The sequence below is a fragment of the Desulfosporosinus burensis genome (genome assembly GCF_054657535.1).
In genome coordinates, this window is record NZ_BAAHYN010000001.1 from 241,077 (window position 1) to 262,568 (window position 21,492).

General features: G+C 44.8%; 24 protein-coding genes. 2 read left to right on the plus strand and 22 right to left on the minus strand.

The features are described 5' to 3' along the window. Position 1 precedes the first annotated feature (1 nt). The 9 genes from ACYQ3Q_RS01335 to ACYQ3Q_RS01375 form a co-directional block, all read right to left on the minus strand. Positions 2-589: a 4Fe-4S dicluster domain-containing protein gene (locus ACYQ3Q_RS01335; protein WP_459926877.1), complete on the minus strand. Its 588-nt coding sequence runs from the start codon at positions 587-589 to the stop codon at positions 2-4. Between the two features lie 139 nt (positions 590-728). Then, positions 729-1,358 (minus strand): response regulator, encoded by a 630-nt coding sequence (locus ACYQ3Q_RS01340; RefSeq protein WP_459926878.1) that lies wholly within the window; start codon positions 1,356-1,358, stop codon positions 729-731. Continuing rightward, positions 1,345-3,234 carry a HAMP domain-containing protein gene (locus ACYQ3Q_RS01345; RefSeq protein WP_459926879.1) on the minus strand — a complete coding sequence of 630 codons (1,890 nt, stop codon included), beginning with the start codon at positions 3,232-3,234 and terminating at the stop codon, positions 1,345-1,347. The genes ACYQ3Q_RS01340 and ACYQ3Q_RS01345 overlap by 14 nt, the downstream gene beginning before the upstream one ends. Then, a complete protein-coding gene (gene phnD / locus ACYQ3Q_RS01350; protein ID WP_459926880.1) occupies positions 3,231-4,166 on the minus strand; it encodes a phosphate/phosphite/phosphonate ABC transporter substrate-binding protein in 936 nt (311 codons plus the stop codon). Before phnD ends, ACYQ3Q_RS01345 begins: the two co-directional genes overlap by 4 nt. A 705-nt stretch (positions 4,167-4,871) precedes the next feature. Then, the gene (locus ACYQ3Q_RS01355; protein WP_459926881.1) at positions 4,872-5,129 is read right to left on the minus strand and encodes a helix-turn-helix domain-containing protein; all 258 of its coding nucleotides are present in this window, start codon (positions 5,127-5,129) and stop codon (positions 4,872-4,874) included. A 67-nt stretch (positions 5,130-5,196) separates the two neighbouring features. Next, positions 5,197-6,246, minus strand: a complete 1,050-nt coding sequence (locus ACYQ3Q_RS01360) for a hypothetical protein (protein WP_459926882.1) — start codon at positions 6,244-6,246, stop codon at positions 5,197-5,199. After that, positions 6,224-6,373: a hypothetical protein gene (locus tag ACYQ3Q_RS01365; protein WP_459926883.1), complete on the minus strand. Its 150-nt coding sequence runs from the start codon at positions 6,371-6,373 to the stop codon at positions 6,224-6,226. Before ACYQ3Q_RS01365 ends, ACYQ3Q_RS01360 begins: the two co-directional genes overlap by 23 nt. Positions 6,374-6,417: 44 nt before the next feature. Continuing rightward, complete coding sequence (locus ACYQ3Q_RS01370; protein WP_459926884.1) at positions 6,418-7,236, minus strand: C39 family peptidase; 819 nt, start codon at positions 7,234-7,236, stop codon at positions 6,418-6,420. A gap of 69 nt (positions 7,237-7,305) precedes the next feature. After that, positions 7,306-7,863: an SLOG family protein gene (locus ACYQ3Q_RS01375; RefSeq protein WP_459926885.1), complete on the minus strand. Its 558-nt coding sequence runs from the start codon at positions 7,861-7,863 to the stop codon at positions 7,306-7,308. A 160-nt stretch (positions 7,864-8,023) separates the two neighbouring features. Between ACYQ3Q_RS01375 and ACYQ3Q_RS01380 the strand changes: the two genes are divergently transcribed. Next, positions 8,024-8,335, plus strand: coding sequence for a helix-turn-helix domain-containing protein (locus ACYQ3Q_RS01380; RefSeq protein ID WP_068962301.1), 312 nt, complete (start codon positions 8,024-8,026; stop codon positions 8,333-8,335). Between the two features lie 39 nt (positions 8,336-8,374). On the opposite strand, the gene ACYQ3Q_RS01385 is transcribed toward ACYQ3Q_RS01380, so the two are convergent. The 7 genes from ACYQ3Q_RS01385 to ACYQ3Q_RS01415 form a co-directional block, all read right to left on the minus strand. Then, complete coding sequence (locus ACYQ3Q_RS01385; RefSeq protein WP_459926886.1) at positions 8,375-10,216, minus strand: VirB4 family type IV secretion system protein; 1,842 nt, start codon at positions 10,214-10,216, stop codon at positions 8,375-8,377. After that, positions 10,213-10,902, minus strand: coding sequence for a TraC-like domain-containing protein (locus tag ACYQ3Q_RS01390; RefSeq protein ID WP_459926887.1), 690 nt, complete (start codon positions 10,900-10,902; stop codon positions 10,213-10,215). Before ACYQ3Q_RS01390 ends, ACYQ3Q_RS01385 begins: the two co-directional genes overlap by 4 nt. Positions 10,903-11,272: 370 nt before the next feature. Next, positions 11,273-12,244, minus strand: coding sequence for a DUF4928 family protein (locus ACYQ3Q_RS01395; protein WP_459926888.1), 972 nt, complete (start codon positions 12,242-12,244; stop codon positions 11,273-11,275). Further along, positions 12,241-13,455, minus strand: coding sequence for a DNA cytosine methyltransferase (locus tag ACYQ3Q_RS01400; protein WP_459926889.1), 1,215 nt, complete (start codon positions 13,453-13,455; stop codon positions 12,241-12,243). The genes ACYQ3Q_RS01395 and ACYQ3Q_RS01400 overlap by 4 nt, the downstream gene beginning before the upstream one ends. A gap of 243 nt (positions 13,456-13,698) precedes the next feature. Further along, entirely contained in the window at positions 13,699-14,538 is an 840-nt protein-coding gene (locus ACYQ3Q_RS01405) for a hypothetical protein (RefSeq protein ID WP_459926890.1), read from the minus strand. Between the two features lie 67 nt (positions 14,539-14,605). After that, on the minus strand, positions 14,606-15,226 hold the full coding sequence (locus tag ACYQ3Q_RS01410) for a hypothetical protein (protein ID WP_459926891.1): 621 nt from the start codon (positions 15,224-15,226) through the stop codon (positions 14,606-14,608). Positions 15,227-15,329: 103 nt separating this feature from the next. Continuing rightward, entirely contained in the window at positions 15,330-16,025 is a 696-nt protein-coding gene (locus tag ACYQ3Q_RS01415; RefSeq protein ID WP_459926892.1) for a hypothetical protein, read from the minus strand. A 254-nt stretch (positions 16,026-16,279) separates the two neighbouring features. Here ACYQ3Q_RS01415 and ACYQ3Q_RS01420 point away from each other — a divergent pair, with 254 nt between their 5' ends. After that, positions 16,280-16,441, plus strand: coding sequence for a hypothetical protein (locus tag ACYQ3Q_RS01420; protein WP_459926893.1), 162 nt, complete (start codon positions 16,280-16,282; stop codon positions 16,439-16,441). 237 nt (positions 16,442-16,678) lie between these two features. On the opposite strand, the gene ACYQ3Q_RS01425 is transcribed toward ACYQ3Q_RS01420, so the two are convergent. The 6 genes from ACYQ3Q_RS01425 to ACYQ3Q_RS01450 form a co-directional block, all read right to left on the minus strand. Beyond that, positions 16,679-17,131, minus strand: coding sequence for a DUF3846 domain-containing protein (locus ACYQ3Q_RS01425; RefSeq protein ID WP_459926894.1), 453 nt, complete (start codon positions 17,129-17,131; stop codon positions 16,679-16,681). A 24-nt stretch (positions 17,132-17,155) separates the two neighbouring features. Beyond that, the gene (locus ACYQ3Q_RS01430; protein ID WP_459926895.1) at positions 17,156-18,883 is read right to left on the minus strand and encodes a DUF8193 domain-containing protein; all 1,728 of its coding nucleotides are present in this window, start codon (positions 18,881-18,883) and stop codon (positions 17,156-17,158) included. A 74-nt stretch (positions 18,884-18,957) separates the two neighbouring features. After that, positions 18,958-19,518 (minus strand): DUF6550 family protein, encoded by a 561-nt coding sequence (locus ACYQ3Q_RS01435; protein ID WP_459926896.1) that lies wholly within the window; start codon positions 19,516-19,518, stop codon positions 18,958-18,960. A gap of 142 nt (positions 19,519-19,660) precedes the next feature. After that, positions 19,661-20,206 (minus strand): hypothetical protein, encoded by a 546-nt coding sequence (locus ACYQ3Q_RS01440; protein ID WP_459926897.1) that lies wholly within the window; start codon positions 20,204-20,206, stop codon positions 19,661-19,663. Beyond that, a complete protein-coding gene (locus tag ACYQ3Q_RS01445) occupies positions 20,206-20,601 on the minus strand; it encodes a DUF4320 family protein (RefSeq protein WP_459926898.1) in 396 nt (131 codons plus the stop codon). The genes ACYQ3Q_RS01440 and ACYQ3Q_RS01445 overlap by 1 nt, the downstream gene beginning before the upstream one ends. 11 nt (positions 20,602-20,612) lie before the next feature. After that, positions 20,613-21,485 carry a secretion protein F gene (locus ACYQ3Q_RS01450; protein WP_459926899.1) on the minus strand — a complete coding sequence of 291 codons (873 nt, stop codon included), beginning with the start codon at positions 21,483-21,485 and terminating at the stop codon, positions 20,613-20,615. Positions 21,486-21,492 lie beyond the last annotated feature (7 nt).

The window sequence follows — 21,492 nt, forward strand, 5'->3', positions numbered from 1 at the left end:
CTTATTTACCCCCTTTATTAGGCAGTTTGTTAATTTCCGCATCAATATAGAAGACATGCGGGTTCGTACCTAAGTCTGGTCGGAGGGTTTGAACCCCATTTAGAGTAATATACTGAGAAATTTCACTCAATGGATCATTGAGATCTCCGAATATGCGTGCCTTTCCCATACAGTTATGGACACAGGCCGGTTCTAATCCCATTTCCACGCGGTGGTCACAAAACGTACACTTATCCGCAACTTTTAACCCCTCATGTAAGTAACGAGCAGAATAAGGACAAGCTACGATGCAGTATCCGCACCCAATACATCGTTTTTGATTCACCAGCACAATTCCATCCTCATTCTTGTAACTGGCTTTAACCGGACAGACAGTAACACAAGGCGCATTTTCACAATGGTTACATAGCTTTGGAATAAAATTGCGTTTGACCTTCGGAAACACTCCCCGTTCCGTCATGTCAACCCAAGACCGGAATCCATCATAAGTGACTCCATTTTCCATTTTGCAGCTAATGGTACAAGACATGCAGCCAACACACTTCCGTGTGTCAATAACCATACCATAGCGCTTTTTCTCTGTTGGCATCTTGGCATCTCCTCCTTAAGAAAATACTTTGTTTCACATATAAGTATATGAAAAAGGAATCTCCTCGTATATCAAGGAGATTCCTAGTCTTCTTTCCTAAATCCCTAGTATTACTTCTAGGGATTTCCCTAGTTAATACCTATACCAGACCTTGCTTAATAGCATAAGCTACCAACTCCGATTTATTCTTCAGTCCTAGCTTTTGGGTTAAACGAGCACGATGAAATTCAACTGTTTTAGGGCTAATATTTAATAACTCCGCGATTATCTTCATCGTTTTCCCTTGAGCAGTTAAGATGAGAACCTCCGTTTCACGATCAGTCAATGATTCTTCCCCTTGTTCGCCTGCCTGCCAGGCGTCCATTAAGACTTGGGTAACGGTTGCATCTAAATATTTGCGTCCGCTATGAACCGCTCTTATAGCGGTTACTAATTCGTCAGCCGCAGCACTCTTCAGGAGATACCCCGCAACGCCTACCTTGGTGGCGCGCAGGATATATTCCCGGTTTTCATGCTGAGTCACCATTAAGAGTTTAGCGTTCGGCAAGCGATCGAGTACGCTACGAGCCACAGTAATGCCATCAAGACCAGGCATAGATATATCAAGGACGACCACATCTGGTCTACATTTGAGGATTAATTCTAAGGCTAGATGCCCATCACTAGCCTCTCCTACGACCTGCATATCCGACTCCATTTGTAATAACATGGTGACTCCGGCCCTAAAGAGGGTATGATCATCCACCAGCATAACCTTAATTTTCTCCATTACTGTTATCCTCCTTATTCAGCGGAATAACCGCTACAATGGTAGTGCCGCGCTCAACTTCAGAATGAATTTCCACACGTCCACCGATTAAGGATGCCCTCTCCATCATGCCAATTAACCCTAAAGGTTTCTTCCCTTGCTCAAATTCAAACATATTTTCGTCCCAAATGAACCCTTTTCCATTGTCCTGTATTTTTAGTATTGCTTTAGTCTCTTCAACCCTAAATTCTATAACTAGGTGAGTTGCTTGCGAGTATTTTGCAGCGTTGGTAATCGCCTCTTGCCCAATGCGATATAAGGTCGTTTCCACTTGGGAATCGATTCTTTCTTTAGACCAGCTTCCCTGAACATCGACTTCGAGCGGTTCTTTCCAATCCCGACTTTCAGCGAGCCATCTTAAGGCTGGAACAAGCCCTAAATCATCCAACAAGGTGGGACGTAAATGAAAGACGATATTATGCAGTTCTCTCATAATCCGCACTGCTTCATCCTTGGATTCCTCTAATAAAGCTTCTGCTTTGCGGGTGTCTTTGTGAATCCAACCCATTGAGACTTTTAAACGCATGGCTAAAGCAGCAAGGGACTGGCTTGTTTCGTCATGTAACTCTCTGGCAATCCGTTTACGTTCATCCTCTTGCGCCACAATGACTTTTTCTAGCAGTTGGCTCACTTTGGCTTCCCGAGCCTTTAGTTCTTGCCAAAGGTTTACATTTTCAATCATGGTTCCAAGCTGACCGCCAATCATTTGCAGAGTTTCCAAATCAGCGGCAATGAGCTCTTTGTCACTGAGGAGATATATCGCTCCTAAAATACGATCACTGACAAAGATCGGGACCCCTGTAACCTGGTAGTTTCGCCCGTCCTTAAGTAAGGAACTTTTTGATAGGCATTGACCTTGCTTAATCCTTGAAAGGTCACATCCACAGAATTCACATTCCGCACAAGGGATGATATGTTCTTCGATTCCAAGGGTAATTATGTTCTCAATCCCTGTTGTCTCTCTAACACGCAGCTGAACCCAGCCTCCACTTAAAGCGAGGTTTTCTACAATCTGAACGAGTGCGTCTTTGAGGACTGTGTTGATATCTTGCCCCAATCGAATCGTTTCCGCGACTCCGTTGAGTGCCGAAAGCTCTCGGTTTTTAATGCGTTGCTCTTCCTCGGCAACTCTGATTTTCGACATACTTTCTTCTAGAGCAGTCAGCATTCGATTGAAACTATGAGCTAATTCTCCGACTTCATCCTTGGTAGTAATGTCTACTCGGTGATCCAGTTGACCATTCGTAATTTTACGGGTTAAAGTCGTCAGTGTTTCAATCGGGGACGAGAGATATTTACCTAAAAAGCCTGCGGCTAAACTACCAAAAATTACTCCAACCAGAGTTAGCGCTATGATCGTTTTAAAAATACGTGTTAAGGTTGCCTGGATATAGTCCTCTTTATACCCTATATGGAGTTCACTCTTTAAGCCATCAAGGAGAAATACTCCCACATCTTCGACTCTTTCTTCGTCAGCGGAGAAGGACTTTATGGCATGGGATTGATTAGGCGTCAGGCGATTGAGTTCTACAAGTTCGGAGGAGATGTTGCCCTTAAAGGTATGTAATATACTGCCATCCGGTAGTATGAGAAAGGCATACAACAATTGTCGATCTTCTTTTAATCCCTCCAAATTTCTTTGGACGGTTAAATAATTCCCAGTCAACACTGGGTTCGCGAGGTTACTGGCAACGACTTTAGCCAAGGAGATTTCCTTGTCTTGCACAGTCTCGTGCAAGGTATTTCCGACAAAATGACTGATCAGGGGTACGGTCGTCAAACCCAGCACTGCTATAATGGCGACAATAACTATGGATATCTTTTTGCTAAGTTTCATTCTGGCCCTCCGTCAAATAAGCCGAGACGAACAGCCCACGTTCTTGCTTTTTCGAAGTCTTGATCATCCGTTGAAACAAAGCCAAGTGGCATTTCAGTTTGATCCCAATGGTATAGTATTCCCTTATCCTTACCTTCGGGTGCAAACTCTAACAAGGCTTCCTGGACCTTTTTTACTACATCCGCTGGAAGAGAAGGCGAGACTGAAATGGTACTGCTGGGAAATTCATCAGACTCCGCCAGGATCCGAACCAGTCCTTTGTTTGCTAATTCTCGTCCCAAGGTATCTTGTATTCCGCCTGCGGCGTATCGTCCACTAATAACCGCATTGGCTGTGTCGAAATGAGAACCGGCAAACGTATAGCCTGTAAGGTCTGTTAAGTTAACCCCCGCTTCGGTAAGCATGATCAGCGGAATGAGGTAACCTTGCGTAGAGGTATCTGAACCGAAGGTAAAGGTTTTCCCCTGTAAATCATGAAGGGAGCGGAGTTTGCTATTGGACGAAGTAATAATTAGAGCTCTGTACTCAGCTTTACCTTGTTCCGTTATGCCTCGAACAACAGCACGAACTCCATACTTTTGATGAGCTTTTAAGTAACTAAGCGTACCTATTGCCGCAATATCCACCCGTCCTGCTCCCAGTTCCTCAATTAGGTTTTGGTTTGGAGCCATGGGTCGAAGTTCGAAATTATAACCTGTTGCTGTTTCTAAGTACTTCAGGAAAGTCGCATACATTTTCACATCCTCTGCTGGATCCATCCTACGGTCATAGCTAAACGTATAGACTGGTGAAGTCACATCCATCTTGGCAGTAACCGGGTTTTGATCTTCCTGAGTGAGAGGAATGACGTTTTCTTTTGTTAATGTTGAACATCCCGTTATAGGCCAGAGAAAAAGAATCGCACTAAAGATTATTAATAGTGCCTTTGGCATGTGTGTTTGCTCCTAACCATTAATCTAAGTCTCTTTATCCTTACTAGTTCACTCCATGATTGTGCATAAATGACCTAAAGTCACGTATGGTTATCTTGTCAGTGAGTGTAGTGCTTACACTCTAGTTTATCTAATTTGTAGTCGTTTGCAATCTTTGCCACTTGTTCAATAAAAATAAACCTTAACAAAGATGGAAACAAACCCCTCCTCTGCGCCACAATTGCAATTTCGCCTAATAATATCATCCTTTCAATTTTCATCTAGGAAAACACAAAAACCAGTAACCTCCTCAACATTCGTTGAAGGAGCGTTGGGTTATTCCCTTCGCCAAAATTTTCCATATCTACTATAAAAATAACGTTATTACTGATACTAATCAAATACTTTTGTAAAATTAGTTTAATACATGTTCAATCTTTGAGTATTCCCGACGCTGTGTTCAAATGTTCCCTTTATATGTTCGCCCATCAATTACTTTAATCCAAAGTTATCTCTAGAAAGTCGCATAAAACTAGCTTTTATAGCCAATTATCCGTTTTGATCCCTTAGCCAATAGTTATATGACTTAGTAATATGACTATTGTTTCTTTTTCTGATGTTAAGTTATATCTTCGAGTGGGTGGTTCACTGCATAGCTCACTGTGAACTGTACTATAGTTCATCAAATGAGCAGACCACGCCCTTGGTTTATAAAAGTAAGTTTTTTTAGAGCTTCACATAATACATGTTACTGCTTCTGCCGCCGTTTTCCCGCCATCTATTTTCCTTGCGAAGATGTCCCGTCCTTTCAAGATCTGTGATGGCTCGTTTTACGGTACTTCTTGACAGCTTCAGCTCCTTGGCGATGGTACCAATCGCCGGATAACACTTGCCGTCCTTGTCAGCCCGATCATGCAAGTACATATAAACAGCAACAGCTCGATGTGGAAGCTCTGATGCATAAAGTGATGAAAAGTATCCCATTTCATCCCTCCTTAGTCTGTGCGCAGCGGTGGTTCCTATTCCTGTAGATCCCGAAATCGTGAACCCTTTATACTCGAACAGCGGGGGGATGAGCAGTAACTTGGTGCCATTCAGTATACCGCTCCACCATCGGCAGATAGATATGTCCGTTAATATTGTTCTCATACAGGTCATGGGAGGATTCTGCTATCAGAATATCCTTGTTTAACGATTCTCTGCAAAATTCCTGCAAAGGCTTCGGCACACACAAACCTAATTTATGGATGTCCATATCCTTACAGGCATTTAACACTTGCAGATAGTCTTTTGCCTCATGGGGCAGGATGCTTCCGCAGAGCAGACGGATGTCCGCCTCCCTGAATATCGTGGGTGGTTCTTTGATTTCCCCGCAGTCGTAGATGATAAAGTTGTAATCCTTATCCAGCTCATTGGTAAAATAGCAGTCGATACCGCCGACGGGATAAGCTTCTCCGTCTTTTTCTGCATCATAGATATTGACGATCCAGTTCAAATGCCGGTTGGTATTGGCCTCTACATAGCAGGCGGAAGCCCCACGCGCAATGAGCCAGGCCGCTAGGTTAAAGGCGGTGACGGTAACGCCGCTGCGCCGCTGTGTGCCGGCAACGGCAATCTTCACATTCCGGGCGTCCCACTTGTATTTGACTATCTCTTTCGGCTTCGGGGCTTCTTCAAAGGCGGTATCCTGCTTAAAGCTTTCCGGTGGCCGCTTATAACTCTGCATACCGTCCTCCGAGAGACACTCGGCAAGCTCATCCCTGATGCCGTCCAGGCTGTCGGCGGTCACAATATCCGTCACTCCGATATCCACCAGCCTGCCGGTATAGGCGTCTGCATTTGCCATATCTGAAAGGATGGGGATGATTCTCACATTGAGCATCATTTGCATGGATTGGAGGGCAACGATGAAATCATCAAGCTGTTCCTCTATACAGGAAACATCCACAAGGAAATACTTGCAGCCTATATAATTCCGCATGTCCTTTGCGGCAAAAAGCTTCAAGGAAAACCTGCCGATGAGCTTCTTTATCACAAGCTCCTGCCCCTCCATAAAGTCTGTCAGTCCGCTTTTCCCATTACTTGAAAGATACAGCAGCAACGCTAACACCTCCGTCATAGGGCTTGTTTTCCCGCTCTTTGAGATTTGCAGTAAGGAGCAGGATGATCCCGATCACCACAATCAGTACATAGATAAACAGTTCCATCAGTTTTTTGCGGTTATTCATGTTCTACCTCCGCTCTATAATGCTCACTCAAAATAAAGGGCTTTTTATTGTGATATAATCCAGAATGGGCCGCTCGCTCCGGCGCTTTTATGGGCTTCGTTCAGTATGATAGATAAATCCCACGCCTGTTCGCTGCGTTTTTTGCTGGCCGGGTCGGCCACTAGGATTTTTCCCCCGGCGATCACGCCCCTAAGTACGATGAAATGCCCGCTGGACGTAAAATGCCCCTTGCCCATCAGGGCGACCACCAGCTTGCCGGAAGACAGCGCGTCAACAATTTTTTGCGGTTCCTTTGCTGGGCAGCCTTCCACCTGCAAGCCAAAGGCTTTCGCTGCGCCCGGAATAAGGGAATGATAGGAACCGCCGCCGGGAGCCCAATACCCATTATCATAAGACCATTCTGCCATTTCCACCGGGTCAACCGTTTTATCCGTCAGGCTGGATACTACTATAGCCATTGCGGTGGGACCGCAGCCATACCCGCCGATGTTATCTGTCCCGTAAGGCACGTCTTTATATCGTTCATCTCTCTGGTTGTAGTACACCACCGCCGTGGCTCCATCGGTGAAGATCACGCCCTCATAGGAGGTTACGCCGCTTTCATAATTCGTTGCCGCAAGGTATTGGTACATCCCGTAGTCGTTTTGCAGTCGCTCTACCTCGGTAATGGCCCGGCTATCGAAAAACTCACCCAAAAATTCCAGCGGGTGAGTAAGGATATAAACGAAGGCCGTCAGGATAAGAATTACACACAGCAAGGGTGTAAGAATAATAATCAGCAGCCTTTTTCTTGCTTCCTCATCGGATGCAAGCTTTAAGGCCGCCTGTGCAAGAAGCTTTGCCGATGCCGGATCAATTGCCATAAAATCAAATCACCTCCATTTAAAGGCGCTCCTGTCAGGAGCGCCTTTACGGTTCATTGGGCTGTGTCGCTAGTGTTTATTAGAATCAGTTCGCACTTCAAAGGTATTGGGGTCAATCAGAATCACAGTCTTTCCCAAGGTGCGGGCAAAAGAAAGGATGTTGCCCGCGCCGCCGGGCTTGCCGTTCCATACCGCAAGCACATAATTACTTTGCTTGACCATGTATTCCTTTTTCTTTTTGATGCAATCCTTAGTATAATGACGCTGCAAAAGGGTTTCCTTATCGCATCGTTCCACAATAGAGAAGTACCTGTCACGCTGCGCTATCGTCCATTTTGCCGCCTGATCCTCACAGGGAATAACGCACTCCAGGGTAATTTCGGGATAGTCTCTTTTGAGGTTAAGGACGATTTCTGCGGTAAACTGGCCGACACCTAAATCGACACCGCTGATGAAATGGGTAACTCCCAAAGCTTCAATCAAATAGACCGCCTGTTCCTTCAGTACCTGCTTCAACCGCAGGCAACCGGCGTTTTCTTCGTCAAACCCAAGGGGAAGGCTTTGAGGGCGGGGTCCCGCAAAGCAGCAAGCAGGCCTTATATTGGCTTCTTTAATAAGCATCGTCATTTTAGGCAACCACCTTTCTCATAATAATAAGGAATTAAGGCATATATTTTCTTACATTATATGGAATACGTTTCCCTATGTCAATAGAAACATATACTGTAATTCCGTATAATGAACCGATGTATTGTCTATAATCATATATACAAGGTGGTGAATTGTAATGTATGAGGATTTGTTTTACGAAAGATTAACTAGGCTCCGCACACAAAAAGGGGTTTCCGCAAGGGATATGAGCCTGTCTTTAGGTCAAAGCGAAAGCTATATCAATAAAATTGAGAACAAAAAGTCGCTGCCGTCCATGACAGGATTTTTTTATATCTGCGAATATCTGAATGTCCCTCCAAAGGATTTCTTTGATGACGAAGTAAGCTTTCCGACAAAATTAAATAGCTTGATGGGTGAGTTAAAGAAGCTAAACGATGGCCAGTTGGAGCATCTTCTGGCTATCATTAAGGACTTAAAGACAAAGTGAGAAAAGCAGGCTGCATGAGATATACAGCCTGCTTCTTTTTTATCTTCCTCCAGCCTTACCCATATAGTCAAACTTGTATTCAGGTATCTCAAAATTGACGTGCAGACGCTTGGAACCGATCACAAATAAGGCGTGGCCTCGTTTCTTGCTTTCCAGCAATTCTTCCTCCGCTTCGGTAAGATTGTAAAGTTCCTTTGTTTCCTGCAAATTCTTTCCGTCCGTACCCATAATGATTTTGATACAGGGGATGTCCAGCAGGGCCTGCCCATACATCTTGATTTCAGGGGAAAGAAAATCCACGACGCTGTGGGAGATGATGATTAGTCCTGCTTCATATTTTCTGGCCCGTTTTTCCACATTGCGCAAAAACACAAGGCTCTGCGGCACCTGGGGGTCGATCATCAGGTAGGCTTCATCGCAAATGAGCAGTACCCGCTCGCTTCTGTCTTTGGACATCTGCTCCCAGCACCAGGTCAACAGGTTGAAGTATTGCGTCCTTTTGATGTTTTCGCTTGTGTTTTGCAGGGAATGGGTGTCCAAACAAATGCAGCGGGAATGGGTTTCAACGGCAGTGTGGCCGTTCCACAAAAAGCTGTCGCTGCCGTTGGCTACATCATAGAGCAACAAGGCCAGGTCACGATAGTCGGGATTGTTGCTGTCCTTCTCCGCTTTTTCGGAAATCAGCTTGTGCAGATTACTGAAGGTGGGAAACTGTGTGTTGGACAGGGTGGTGATATCCGTGTTCCAATAGATGCCGAAGCGGTTGTAAAGCTCGATGACGCTCTGTTTCAGGATGGCCTTCTGCATGTCCGTGAGGCTGGGCAGGTAGAGATTGAAGAAGATCTCCAGATTCTTAACGTGGAGCGCCATGTCCGACATGCCGTTGCCCTCGTCCCGATACAGCTTACCGCCCTTTTCGTCCGGCTCATCCTCACTGTCCCTCGGCGCTGGCCGGATTTGCAGAGGATTGATTTTGCCGTTGGCACCGCCTCCTGCGTTAATCCAGTCGCCATTCAAATTCAGGCACAGGTCCCGGTATTCCGATTCGGGGTCGATGAAAATCAGCTTGGTGCCTTTCATGTATTCGGCCAGGGCAATATGCTTGACGGCGGTGGACTTACCCACACCGGCAACACCCATGATGACCATATTGGAATTGGTGCGGTCATTGCCGCGCTTCCAGGTGTCTACTATGATCAATCCGCCGTTGTTGTCCTTCGCAAAATAGTACCCGGTGCCGTCATTAAAGCCGCTGGACGCAAACGGAAAGCCGCCCACAAAGGTGCTCATGGGGATAATCCTCTGTACAATGCTCTCCACAACCGGATTGGAGGGATAGGTGGGGGAAATGCTCTGCAAGCCCTCTTTTTGCAGGTTGGCAAGGGTTCTGACCTTGCATTTCATCACGTTGACGACACTCTCCACCCTTCGGCACCCCTTGACAAAGCTTTTTTCGTCATGGGCCACTGGCATGATGACAAGGCTCATCAACGCCACAGTTTCGCCGTTTTGGTCGATCTGGAGCATAATCCGCTCCCCGTCCTCTGCGGCTTTTTCGCTTCTCTGTCGGGTCAAGGGGTCCTTGGCGCCGTCGGCGGCAGCCCGGTTTTGAATAATGCTCTTGGATATGGCTGAAATCAAAGCACTGTTGTCCACCGGCTGGATGCTGATGGAAACAAGGGTACCCGGTATGTTGGTGATTTTACTCAGCCAACCCGTATCCACCTTTTGCGGATAGCGAACAACGCCGTAAATCTTTCCTGTGTTTTCACCGATCACCAGGCTATTTCTCTTGATTTCAAGCCCCATCGGAGAAATGACGTTTAACAGGGCCTCATTAACCGGTACAAACTCGGTCTTTTTTCTTGAGATTCCTATCAAAATACCACACCTCCGCCTAAAATGGGAATGGAAGGCGTAAAGTCCGTGTCCTCCAAGTGCATGTAGGCGGGGTTGTTGATGAGGTTGCAGAGCCGTACAATATTCTGCTGTTCCAGGATTTCGCTGCCAATCCCGCAGTCGTCGAGGTTTCCCGCAAAATCCTTGGCCTTCACCAGCAACTCCTTTTCTGCGCCCTCGTCGGCTTTTTCCCAGAGAACGATGTAAAATTGTCGCTCCACCACCTCGCCGGACAGGGCAAAGGTGGTCATCTCCAGGATTTCCTGTTTGAGAAGTTCTTTTTGCTTGGGGTCGGAGGTGGCAAGCGCCGCCGACAGCTCGGAGATCAGGGGCGTAATGTCCACCGGACGGGATACGGCAAGAAATTTAAAGGGGTGCTGTATGCCGGACATATTCGCTGTGAGCTGCTTGATCAACTGCTGTTTTTCGCCCTTGCTGAACAGGTCGATGGTGATGGGGTTTATTTTCAGATAACAGAGGACAAGCTGGTCTCTTGTGTAGAGATATTTGCCTTTGATGTCCTTGACGTTGACAAACTCATTGGCTGTCTTTTGCTGGCCGTCCGCTGCCGCAACCTGTTTTTTCCTTTTGTCCGACAGCCTGATGAAAAGAAAAGCGCCGCCCCCCAGGGCAGCGCACACCATAATCATAATGATTGGGAAAATCAAGCCATTTCCACCTCGCTTTCTTCGATTTCCTGAATGCCTTCGCAATCTACAGATTTGAATAGGCAGTTGTACCCCAGGCGTAACCGCCTCCAGATAAAAAAAGAGCGGCACCCGTTTAGGTACAGCCCCGAAAGCCCTGCTAATTATAGCTCCATTTCGTCTTCCTCCTCATCTTCGTCATTAAAAAGAGCCTTAAAGAAGTCGTCACTGCTATGGTAAAATTTAACGCTGTTGTACCTTTAGAAGAACCAGCTACTACTGATCAACCAGCAAAATAGTACGGTTTAATGACAACGCCCTCCTACGCAACAACGTGGGAGGGCATCTTTCTTCATTCTGTATACATGCTTTGTTTAAATGGCACTTAACACTATTGAAGATTTGCCGGAATTTCTATCAATAGGGAACGATCCGTTTCTACTGCTAATACGCGCTCATTGTACATTTCTAAGAGGTTACGCCAGCCATGGGATAATGAAATCCTACCAAATTCGTTCATTTCTTCTATGTTTTGTCCGACAAACGCTTCTATCGCATATAGACCAATACGATTCAATATCCCTCTCATTTCTGCCATTTGTTTAGCTGCTTGAGTTTTAGAATCAGTTACTAACAAAATAGCTCTATAATTGTTTCGCAAGTTTTGGTCACATTTCTCGACAACTGCAGGCATAGGAGCCACAGTCACATGAAACACCGTATCCCCAACAACAAAATCTCCTGGTCTACCTAACTGAATATCAGCAGTTGTATATGAATGGTTTTCAATTTCCATATGGGGATAACGCAAGGCAAGTTTTGCTCCTATAATATGCTGTGCAACGGCTCCAGCAACTCCTTTTTCATTTGCTGCATCTAGAATGTCTGCAACAATTTGTTGTCCAGATCGGTCTAAAGAAATTTCAACTTCAATTTTTCTCCGCTCAAAATATTCTCTTACTCGTTGAACCAACCATCGTTGAAGACTTTCCATAACATCCTGTCGTTCAGAATTGGAAAGCCTAGAGAGAACTTCAAGTGAATTCAATCGCCTGACCAATTCTTCTGCAGAGGTTCTGGTTCCTCTTGTTGTCCTACCACCTTCCCGAGCATATTCGCGTGTTTCACCAAATCTCAGCAATAGAGCCTTTATAGTTGGCCCCCCGGTTTTACGAACTTGATTCTTCTCTGTTATGTAATCTCCTAACGACAGAGGAAAGGTGTCCTTTATTAGCTCAGTAATAGCAAGTCCAGCACAAACTACATAACGTTTTGGTTCCTGGTCTGGGCTAGGTTTTTGACTCTCATACCAAGACCTGAGTGCTTCTAAAGCCACTTCCATATGAGAATTTGTCGTATTCAACCTGTTCTCCACCTTTCTACAAGTCGTTGCGTAGAACGATACGAAGCAATAACATCCTGTCTCTCGATCATTTGACTACCTCCGCGAGCAAGACTTCCTAATGCATTACATGCTGACTGTAATGGTTCAAGTAATTGTCGTGACAACCAAGATACGACTGGTACAACGAGACCATCACCCATAGCTTCATAGGCATGGTTGTAAGCATCTGGTAACCAAAACGTGTCTTCGACCCCCATTAGCCTTGCTGCCTCCCGAGGTGAAAGTAAACGTGTACGAATTACCCCATTCTCAACAACGACAACAGTTTGTCTACTTGAACCTCCTCTGGGTGTCCGTAGACATCCCGCGATACCGTCAAAACGAACCTCAGCTCGCTGTACCCCTTGCCTAATACGTTTATAAAGAAAGCCGACTTGAACACCACCAGCTAAACGTGCAGCTTCAACTTTATTACGATTTCGATCCGTCATCATCGAGAGCAATCGTTGCGTTTCTTCATCCGAATTCCATGATACCCCGGTTGGTTCACGTTCGATAATTTCGGTGATATTTGGTATATAATTGTTCTCTGGAACTGGTACATTCCACCATCTCCATACAGCTTGAAGATGGGCTGGAAGCTTTGATTTTGCCTTTAATAAAGCTTCCGGGAACCAAATTGAGTTTGCAGCTCCGTTAATTGTAAAGTTGTCAACAGGAACAGTTAGATCTACAGCAACAAGAAATACTCTTTGGCGAGATTGAGGCACAAAGTGTGATGCGTCAATTACCAATGTTCCAAACTGCATTCCTAATGAAAGCAAAGATTCACATAGACCTTCAAAATCACCGCTGTGAATCAACCCAACCACATTCTCAATAACTATTAGTGGTGGTCTATTACCCAACTGTAAAAGACAAAACATATGGTTCCAGAAAGGCCAAAATGCTCCACTTCGACGTGCTAGCATTCCACTTCGCCAACCGGCTAGAGATAGGTCTTGACAAGGGAAAGAAGCCCAAGCCATATCAGCATTTATCGGAATGTTTGATACGTCAGCAACATCTCCAAGTACAAAATGACTTGCTTCGTGGTTCATTCGATAGATTTCTGCTTTTTTGGAGCTGATGTCATTAGCCCAAATACATTCCCAATTATGGCCTAATCCCAATTTGGCTAAGCCTACTCCGGCAAAGAATTCAAGAAATTTATATTTTTGCCGAATCAAATAAAAACCCCCATTTGCGAAATTATATATCATTTTCTTGCCAAGAAACCCTAATTGTTTTTATTATAGCATAGTAGTTAAACGTAGCAATTTTTTTGTATGAGGTGTACGTAAGATGTAGGGCCGATTGTCCGAATCTAATTCCACTAAACCACTCCCATTCTTAATTCTCTGTACAACTAACTTGATAAGAAAAAGCCATTCTAACCCATGTGCTTGAATTATTACAAAAAATCCTATTTCTTATAATCCGAGTCTTTTGACCTCAAGGTTATGTCTAGATTTCATAGACTCCAATATAACTTTTCCATTCTTGTCGGGGTAACCAATTGATCTGTTCAATAACATATCAATAGAACTATTGGGGTCATGAAACAATAAACTGTATTTACCACATAGTTCTGGTTCCCGTGTTTTTTCTGCATATACAACACGAATTAAAGTATGCCAATCAGCAATTTTTGCAGAGAGAAACTTTACATCTTCCTTTTTTGATACTGGTAATTCTAAGAGTTCTCCATTTAGGCTTTTGTCGAAAATCGTTATATCTGCAATAAAATAGAATACCGATAAGCTAACTCTTGAAACGAAATCGTCATAATTAACCCCTCTTGGCAAAACAAAGAAGTCAATTCTCACGTTACATTCTTTATTTACCTCTACGACAAAATTGTCTTCTCTATTTGAAATTGTTGGGATATATGATAGCTCCATATTAGCTGGGATATAACAACTACAAATTGGAAATAGAAAAACATTTTTCTTCTGAACTACCCCCGCATGACGAGGGCACCAAACTTTATTCTTATTATCCTTGAAATTAATGACCGGTAGTTTTATTCGCTCTTCACTTTCGTCATAGAAACCGTGCCATGATACAGCGTTAATATGTCTATCACAGTAAATTCGGCCTTGTTTTGTTTGTAAACATGCGATATCAAAATATGTGTTTTTAGCTGCATCAAATAATATATCTACCTCACCCATATGTGAATTGTATCGTTTATGAGTTTCCTTTAACTTAATTCTCAAAATCTTATGACCATTTTTACTTATGATAATGAACTTATTGTGTTTTTCCAATAAATTTAGTCTCCCCTTACCGAGCCAACTTATTGCCTTCCATGTTATTAATTGAGACTCTAGGTTATCATCCAATACGTTCATCAACATATTTCTTGAGAACCTTTATAAACTTCTTCCATGCGGGTGGATATTCATTGCTTCCAGATTTATAAATTTCATGCCCTTCGGGAAGCCCAATTTCAATATGCCACTGCGTCCCGTCTAAAATCGTACTATTAAAATAGTTATTATTCCAGTATTCAACTTCACAAGCGACAATCTCATCAATCAAGTTATACCATTGTTCATTTGACAACTCTTTTTCAGTTAGAACGACATCTTCCATAGCATAATACTCGGAAGGGATTTCATTTTTCAAGTCCAATAGATTATATCCATTGGATGTTTGTCCGTATCTAAGCCACTTCTTCTCACGTCTGCCGTCTATGTAAACATGGTACGATGTACCGAAATAACCGCCAACATAAAAGTCAAAGGAACACATATTTTTTAGTTCAGAGTTATTACCACCAAACCGTTGTCCGCAATTCTTACAAGCTCGGTTTGGACTGTTAGGAGAGATACAGCACCCGCCAAGCATAATTTCCCTACGCTGCTCATCCCGATAAGCCTCTTGATTCGGCATACCGTATAATAACTTAACAGTTTCTGTTGACCCGCAAGCAGGGCATTTGCGTTTTGCCATATATTATCCCCCTATTACAGCCAAAATCCGAAAGCCTATTTTATCCATTCTTCTCAAAAATCAACGTAAATTTCCTTCATGTAAATATGTTGCACGGTTATGGTTATTTTCTGTTGATTACGTCCCTTAATGTGACAGCCCTGGAACCACACTTAGGGCAACGTTCCAGATCGCGAATTTGTTCATTTGGTATAAGTGCCAACGGTAGAAATCCTAATGCCAATAGATCTTTTCCCGTATCTTTCATTCGTTTTCCTTTTTCTCTTAGTATATCGGCCATATTAAAATACCAGTTGTGTTTACATACGCTGCAAGTACCCTGAGTTTCTCTCACATATCTGTTTAATTCGAAATAAATTTGTTCAAATTGAGATAGATTTTGTTTGCTAAAATAAGTGAAAAATTCCTTCTTTTTATTATCAATCAAACAGATAATCCTCATTTTTCCTGGTTGCAGCAGTCCGGGTTTGTTATACTCACTTATAAACAGGTCGGGTATTCCTACTAATATTTCTTTTTTAACTAATCCTTTCTTCTTGATAAGTACGTCTCCGGGATGAAGTTCAATATCAAATGAGTTCCCATGTGCAATGATGTTTATAACAGGTATACCAGGAGAAAGGCTCTTTGCAACGCCATTAATTAGATTAAATTCCTGACCGCAGACACATTTACGAGTGTTCTTAGTCTTCAAGCCCTCTGTAGTTTGCACACAGATATCTTTTGGTACTTTTACGACTTTTTCACAAAATTTGCATTCAGCCAAAACATAGGTCTCGTCTTCACCAAAATAATCCAAGAGTATATCACCTCCTACCGAGTCCAAGCCAATCTCAAGTAACATTCTACATGTTTCCTGAATATTCCTCCCAAAACAAACAGGCTGACATTCGATATTCTTATTAGGACAGAGAAGTAAGTGATTTCATGCGTGAAAATGATTGTGATATTGAAGACGCATGCAATGCTCTGGGAATTAACTATACCGAAGCTTATGACTATCACTTTAGTAAATGATAATTAAATTGTAGGATTATGGAGGGAGAAATGTATATGTTTGACCCTAAAGTAAATCTTGATTTAGACCATTTGGATGATAAAACTATAAGCAATATTTACGAGGATAGTGTATTCACAAGGGATTGGGATACTGTTTCAGATATTGAAGATTATGTAAGGGATAATGACAAGTGGGATATCCTGAATGATAATTGATTAGATTACCGGAAGCTTTTTATAGCTTCCTTTTTTTATCAACATTCTAGCCCCCCCTTTTGATTCACCGTAAGGGGGTAAAATAAAAAAGACAAGTGCCGGAATACTGATAGAACTTGCCTTTTATGCTTCAGCTCTGACCCATTTTATCTCAGGATCTTTGGCAAAAAATCATAACCACCTCCAGATAAAAGAAGAGCTGCACCCGTTTAGGTACAGCCCCGAAAGCCCTGCTTATTATAGCTCCATTTCGTCTTCGTCCTCATCTTCGTCATTAAAAAGAGCCTTAAAGAAGTCGTCACTGCTATTGTAAGATTTAACGCTGACATAGCTCGTGTCCTCGACCTCTTGGACTGTATATAATTCCGGCTCCCAAAATCGTCTCATGTATTTTTCGATTTGTTCATCCGTAAGAGAAGCTTCTTCACCTGTTCCATCTTCACGGCAGATGATAAAAGTCCCCGCCACAATATCACCGTTATCCAGCTTGCGATTTCCTGGAAGCCCCAACAGCTTGCCTTCCTCATTGCAGTAGAAGAAGGTGTCCCTGTCAAGTCCGACATACTGTATATTTCCGCCCACCATCTCCTGCAAGGACCGGAGATTGTTTTCAATTTCAGCAACATAAGGCGGCTTTTCAGGCTCTACAATCAAAACACGAAGTTTTTTCAGATCCGTTTCGTTTTCCATAAAAATATAAACCTCCTTCCGTACTTATGGGTTAAGGGGCGCAAGGTGCCAATCGTCATAGAGTGAGCCGGAAATGCTTACATCATCCCTTATGCTGATTGACAGCATACCGGCAGGGGTCCAGGCGTCCTGAATGTAGGTATCCACTGTGTATTGTCCGTTGGGATACCAAATCGGAAGAAAATGCACCCTGCGGTTGTAGGTGGAATACCTGTTTGTCTTAAACTGAAACTGCGCGGAGTATCCGTTGGCCGTCCGGTCCAGCAAGCGCCAGTAATCCTTGTAATGGAATTCGGGAAAATAGGCTGTCGCCGTCTGCGCACCCGTCACATGGGAGGGCGGCGCGTTGGTTGTAAACTGTGCATTGACGGTGGTTTTTAGCCCATAGCCCGATTTCATGGTGCTGCCGCTGGCGGTGGGTACTTTATCATCCGGCAAAAGGCTCATGCTGCCGGAAAGGGATGTAGAATAGTTGTCTCTGAAAAAATCATACCAGCCGTGGTCCTCCCACCGGCCATGATCTTCCCAGCTTCCATCCTCACCGCCAACCCACACCCAATGAGATATCCAGACCCAATAGGGATGCCACTGCGCCCACCAAACTCCCCAGGAGGCCGAGGCTTTTACTGTCCTTGATGGAATACCGACTGTCGAAAAACCGTCATTTCTGTCCGTTGCCGTCGGATTCGGCGGTTCATTTTCGTCCAGACGGATAATCTTTGCATGAATTGACGTTTGGCTTAATGTGCCTTTTGAACTGCTTACCGTAATGGTGATTTCCTCAGGGCTGGAGGGTGTGTGCCATTTGCACCACACAAGCTGGCTTTCGCCTGCGGGTATGACGATATTGCTGACGGTGTACGTACTGCCCTTGATCGTAAAAGTCACTTTTGCAGGACTGTCGGGATTAATTTCCCCGGAAGCGTAGAGCGTGACCGGAGTGATTACGTCCGTATCAACCCTGTATTGATAATCATAGCTTGTCACAGGAGGCGGGGTTGGCGGTTGTCCGGCAAACCGTACGATACCCATTCCGAGACAGGCGATAATGGTATCGTTAGACTGGCTTTGGCCCGTCACCCCGGAGTAGACGGTAAAACCCAAATCCGAGGTTTCCAGGAACATCGATAAAGGCAGGTTTTTATGGGTCAGAGAGCCCATCTTGGAGCCCAGACCACCGCTTATCAAATTGTCGTACATGGCGGCTTCCGTTGCAGTCATGGCTACTTTCTGCCCTTGAAAAGTAAAATAGGCAATAGGCTCTAAGAAGAGTTTGTATTCTCCGCTAATGAGTGTGTCATAGGAAATTCCTGTTGTTTCTGCAATAGTTTGTACTGCATATTCAGAACAGAAATATGCTTTAATTGCGTCAATATTTACGCTACCGTCTGCGCTGACAATTCTTGGCATAGTTATATCGGGATTTTTATAGTTGTATGTCCCGGTAATGACAGATAGTGATGTTCCACTTAGGTATTGGATTTTGCTGACTTTCCCGAAATGATATTGTACTGTCGGCGTTATATTGGTAATGTCAATAGACGTTGTCACTGGTGAGCCTGTGTTCGCATTGACAACCGTTACACGAACCCCGTCATTACCGCCGTTCCAATAGTTTTCACCGCTTCCTCCTCCAAGGCCGCCGCCACCGCCATCCAGGTTCCCACTGCCACCCGTATCGGCAAGAGCAGCAGTTGGCAAAAGGCTGCACAGCAGCACAAGGCAAAGCATGAAGGACATAATTCTTTTCAAATGAGCACCTCCAGTCAAAATAAAAAGGAGTACGGTTTTTTACACCATACTCCTTGCACTTTATTCATTTCTTATCAATTCATTTGGCCTACCTGTTTATTGATGTCACCATTAGAGCCAATTATTTCGCCCTGACTGCCGCCGCCTTCATCCTTCACCCATCCAAAGCCGGGGATATATACCTGGCCGTCCTTTTTGTCCCCGCTTTTGGGCTCACTGCTTTTTTTCTCCACAGTGGTCTGCTCTTTATCATATACAGGCGGCATATCGGGATTTTTCAGGGCACCTGCATCCTTGACCACAGGTTTTTCCGGTTCAGCCGGTTTTTGTGGGGTTTCGGCAATCGGTACTTCAACGTTCTGCTGCTTGCTTATATCAAGGGCTACATTGCTTGATGTTTGGCTTTCCGTCCCGTTGGTGGGGGCCGTAATATTAGGGACGGATACCCCGGCCTTGTCGTCGGTTTTTATATCATCTACTGTTACGTTATTGCTTATGTTATTTGCGACATTTGATTTATCCTTTTCACCGCTACCTCCGACAAGGGAGAAAACGGCAACGGCCAGAACGACACATATGGCGGCAAGTCCTGAAATCAGCAGCCTCTTTTGGGTTTTGGCACTTAGTTTGCTCATAAGATCAACCTCCTTTATAGGGTTTATCAATAAAAAACGAAGTATATTTTCATACATATTATACCATTACAATTTGGGCCGCGTCCAGCGGCCATTAGTCCTATAATTTTTTAATTCCTCCGGGATAAAATGCATAATGTTTTTAGAATTTTGGTGTAAATCCTCCTTTCAGCTTCATGGTAATTTTTAAGGGTGGAAGATGTCCCCACCCAAAGGATAGGGGCACTTCCACATCCACCGTCCCCGTCGCGGATAGCTGCGGAATGCCGCTGGTACTGGTCGGGGCAAGGGGCGCGTTCTGCATACTGACGGAAAGGTCGGACAGGGTGTATTCCACATCGGGGCCTGTGTATTTTACATATTTTCCGCTTTCCGTTTTTACGCCCAAGGTGCTCTCCAGGCGGGAGTATACATCCCCGCTGTCCAGCTTGACCACCCAATTCGTCCCGCTTAAGGTATAGCCTCCGCTGTAGCCCTCGCGCAGTCCGTTGTAGGCGTCGTCCCAATTCTCGGTGGCAACGTCAATCATTGCGGATTGAACCGCGTCCCGCACACCGCTCGCTATGACCATCAGCCGCATATATTCAAAGACCGTGCAGGACAGGATAATCACGACAAGGACAATCGCCAGAGTCAAAGGGGCAGAATTGCCGGAGGTGTGCCGGAGGATTTTCTTGATTCCTACCATTATTTGTAATACACCTCCGATACACCTGTCGCCTTTGCGATCAGGGTAATGGGAAAGGAGGAAAAATCACCGAACAGGCCGATATTGACCGTATTGGAAAGGGTTACTGAAAATTCTTCATTAAGCTGGATGTCGCCGGTTTTCGACCAACTGATGGCCGGGTCCAAGCCGGTCTCATCTTTCAGCCGGTTGGCTCTTGCCGTGGTTTCGCTCCCCACGCGCCCGGCGATTTCAGCCGTGCGGCAAAGCTCCGCCGCAAAGGTGTCAAGTTGCTGTTTGGCGACAAACACCGGCGCAACCCTGACCACCAGAGCAAGTACCATCATTACCGCAAGGACCACCACGACCGCATCAATATATCCTTTTCCGCTTCTGGATTTAAGCACTTTTAGCATGACTCCACCTCCTAGAACAGCTTTCCAAAGGCGTTCATAATTTCATATCCGAGAACGCCGAGATACATCAGGAGAAAGCAGCCCAGCAAAAAGAAGGAATACTTCCGCACCTTGCCCGGCTGCTTCATGGCGATGAGCTTCAGCCGCTGCAATTCCAGCAGCTTAAAATCGTGGCTCAACATTTCAAAGTAGACTGCGCCGTTGTCGCCGCGCTTGACGGAAATAAGCCCCCGAACCACATCGGACAGCATGGTGCTCCCGATTCTTGCCTCCAATCTTGTCAGCGCCGTTTCCTCATTGCCTGATTTCATGTCGGCGATGGTGATTTCAAGCTCCTGACGAAAGCTCTCCCCCGAATTCTTTTGATAGGAATTCAAAATGGACAGCACATCGCGGGAAACCTTTAGCTCCTGGGATACAGTAGAAACGAACCTCGGCAGCTCATATTCTATCCTTTCACGTTTCTGCCTCACAATTTCGTCGGCCACCTGCTGTTCTCTGAAAAAGACCGCCACCGCCAAAAACAAAATGACAGGGCACAAAAGCGGGAAGATAGGCAGCAGGGGGAAAATCAAAAGCGCTATCAGCCCCGCCTTTAACCAGGCCCTGGCGATATAGGTTTCGGGAGTCAGCTTCATCCCCGCGGATTTCAAAGCGGCCTCCAGCTTGCGGCGCTTGTAGCCATCCAGTCTGATAAGCCCGGAAAACCTGGATGAAAGCTCAAAGACAACTGTTTCAAGGTTCATGGTCTGTTTTTTATCCTGCCTTGCCACCGTCAAGACCGCCTTTGTAGTTGCAAGGGTCGGCAGCTTCAATACGTCGGCAAGGACAAGATACGCCCCTGTCGCGAAGAACAGGACGAAGAAAAATAGAATGGCGTACAAGGGTTTC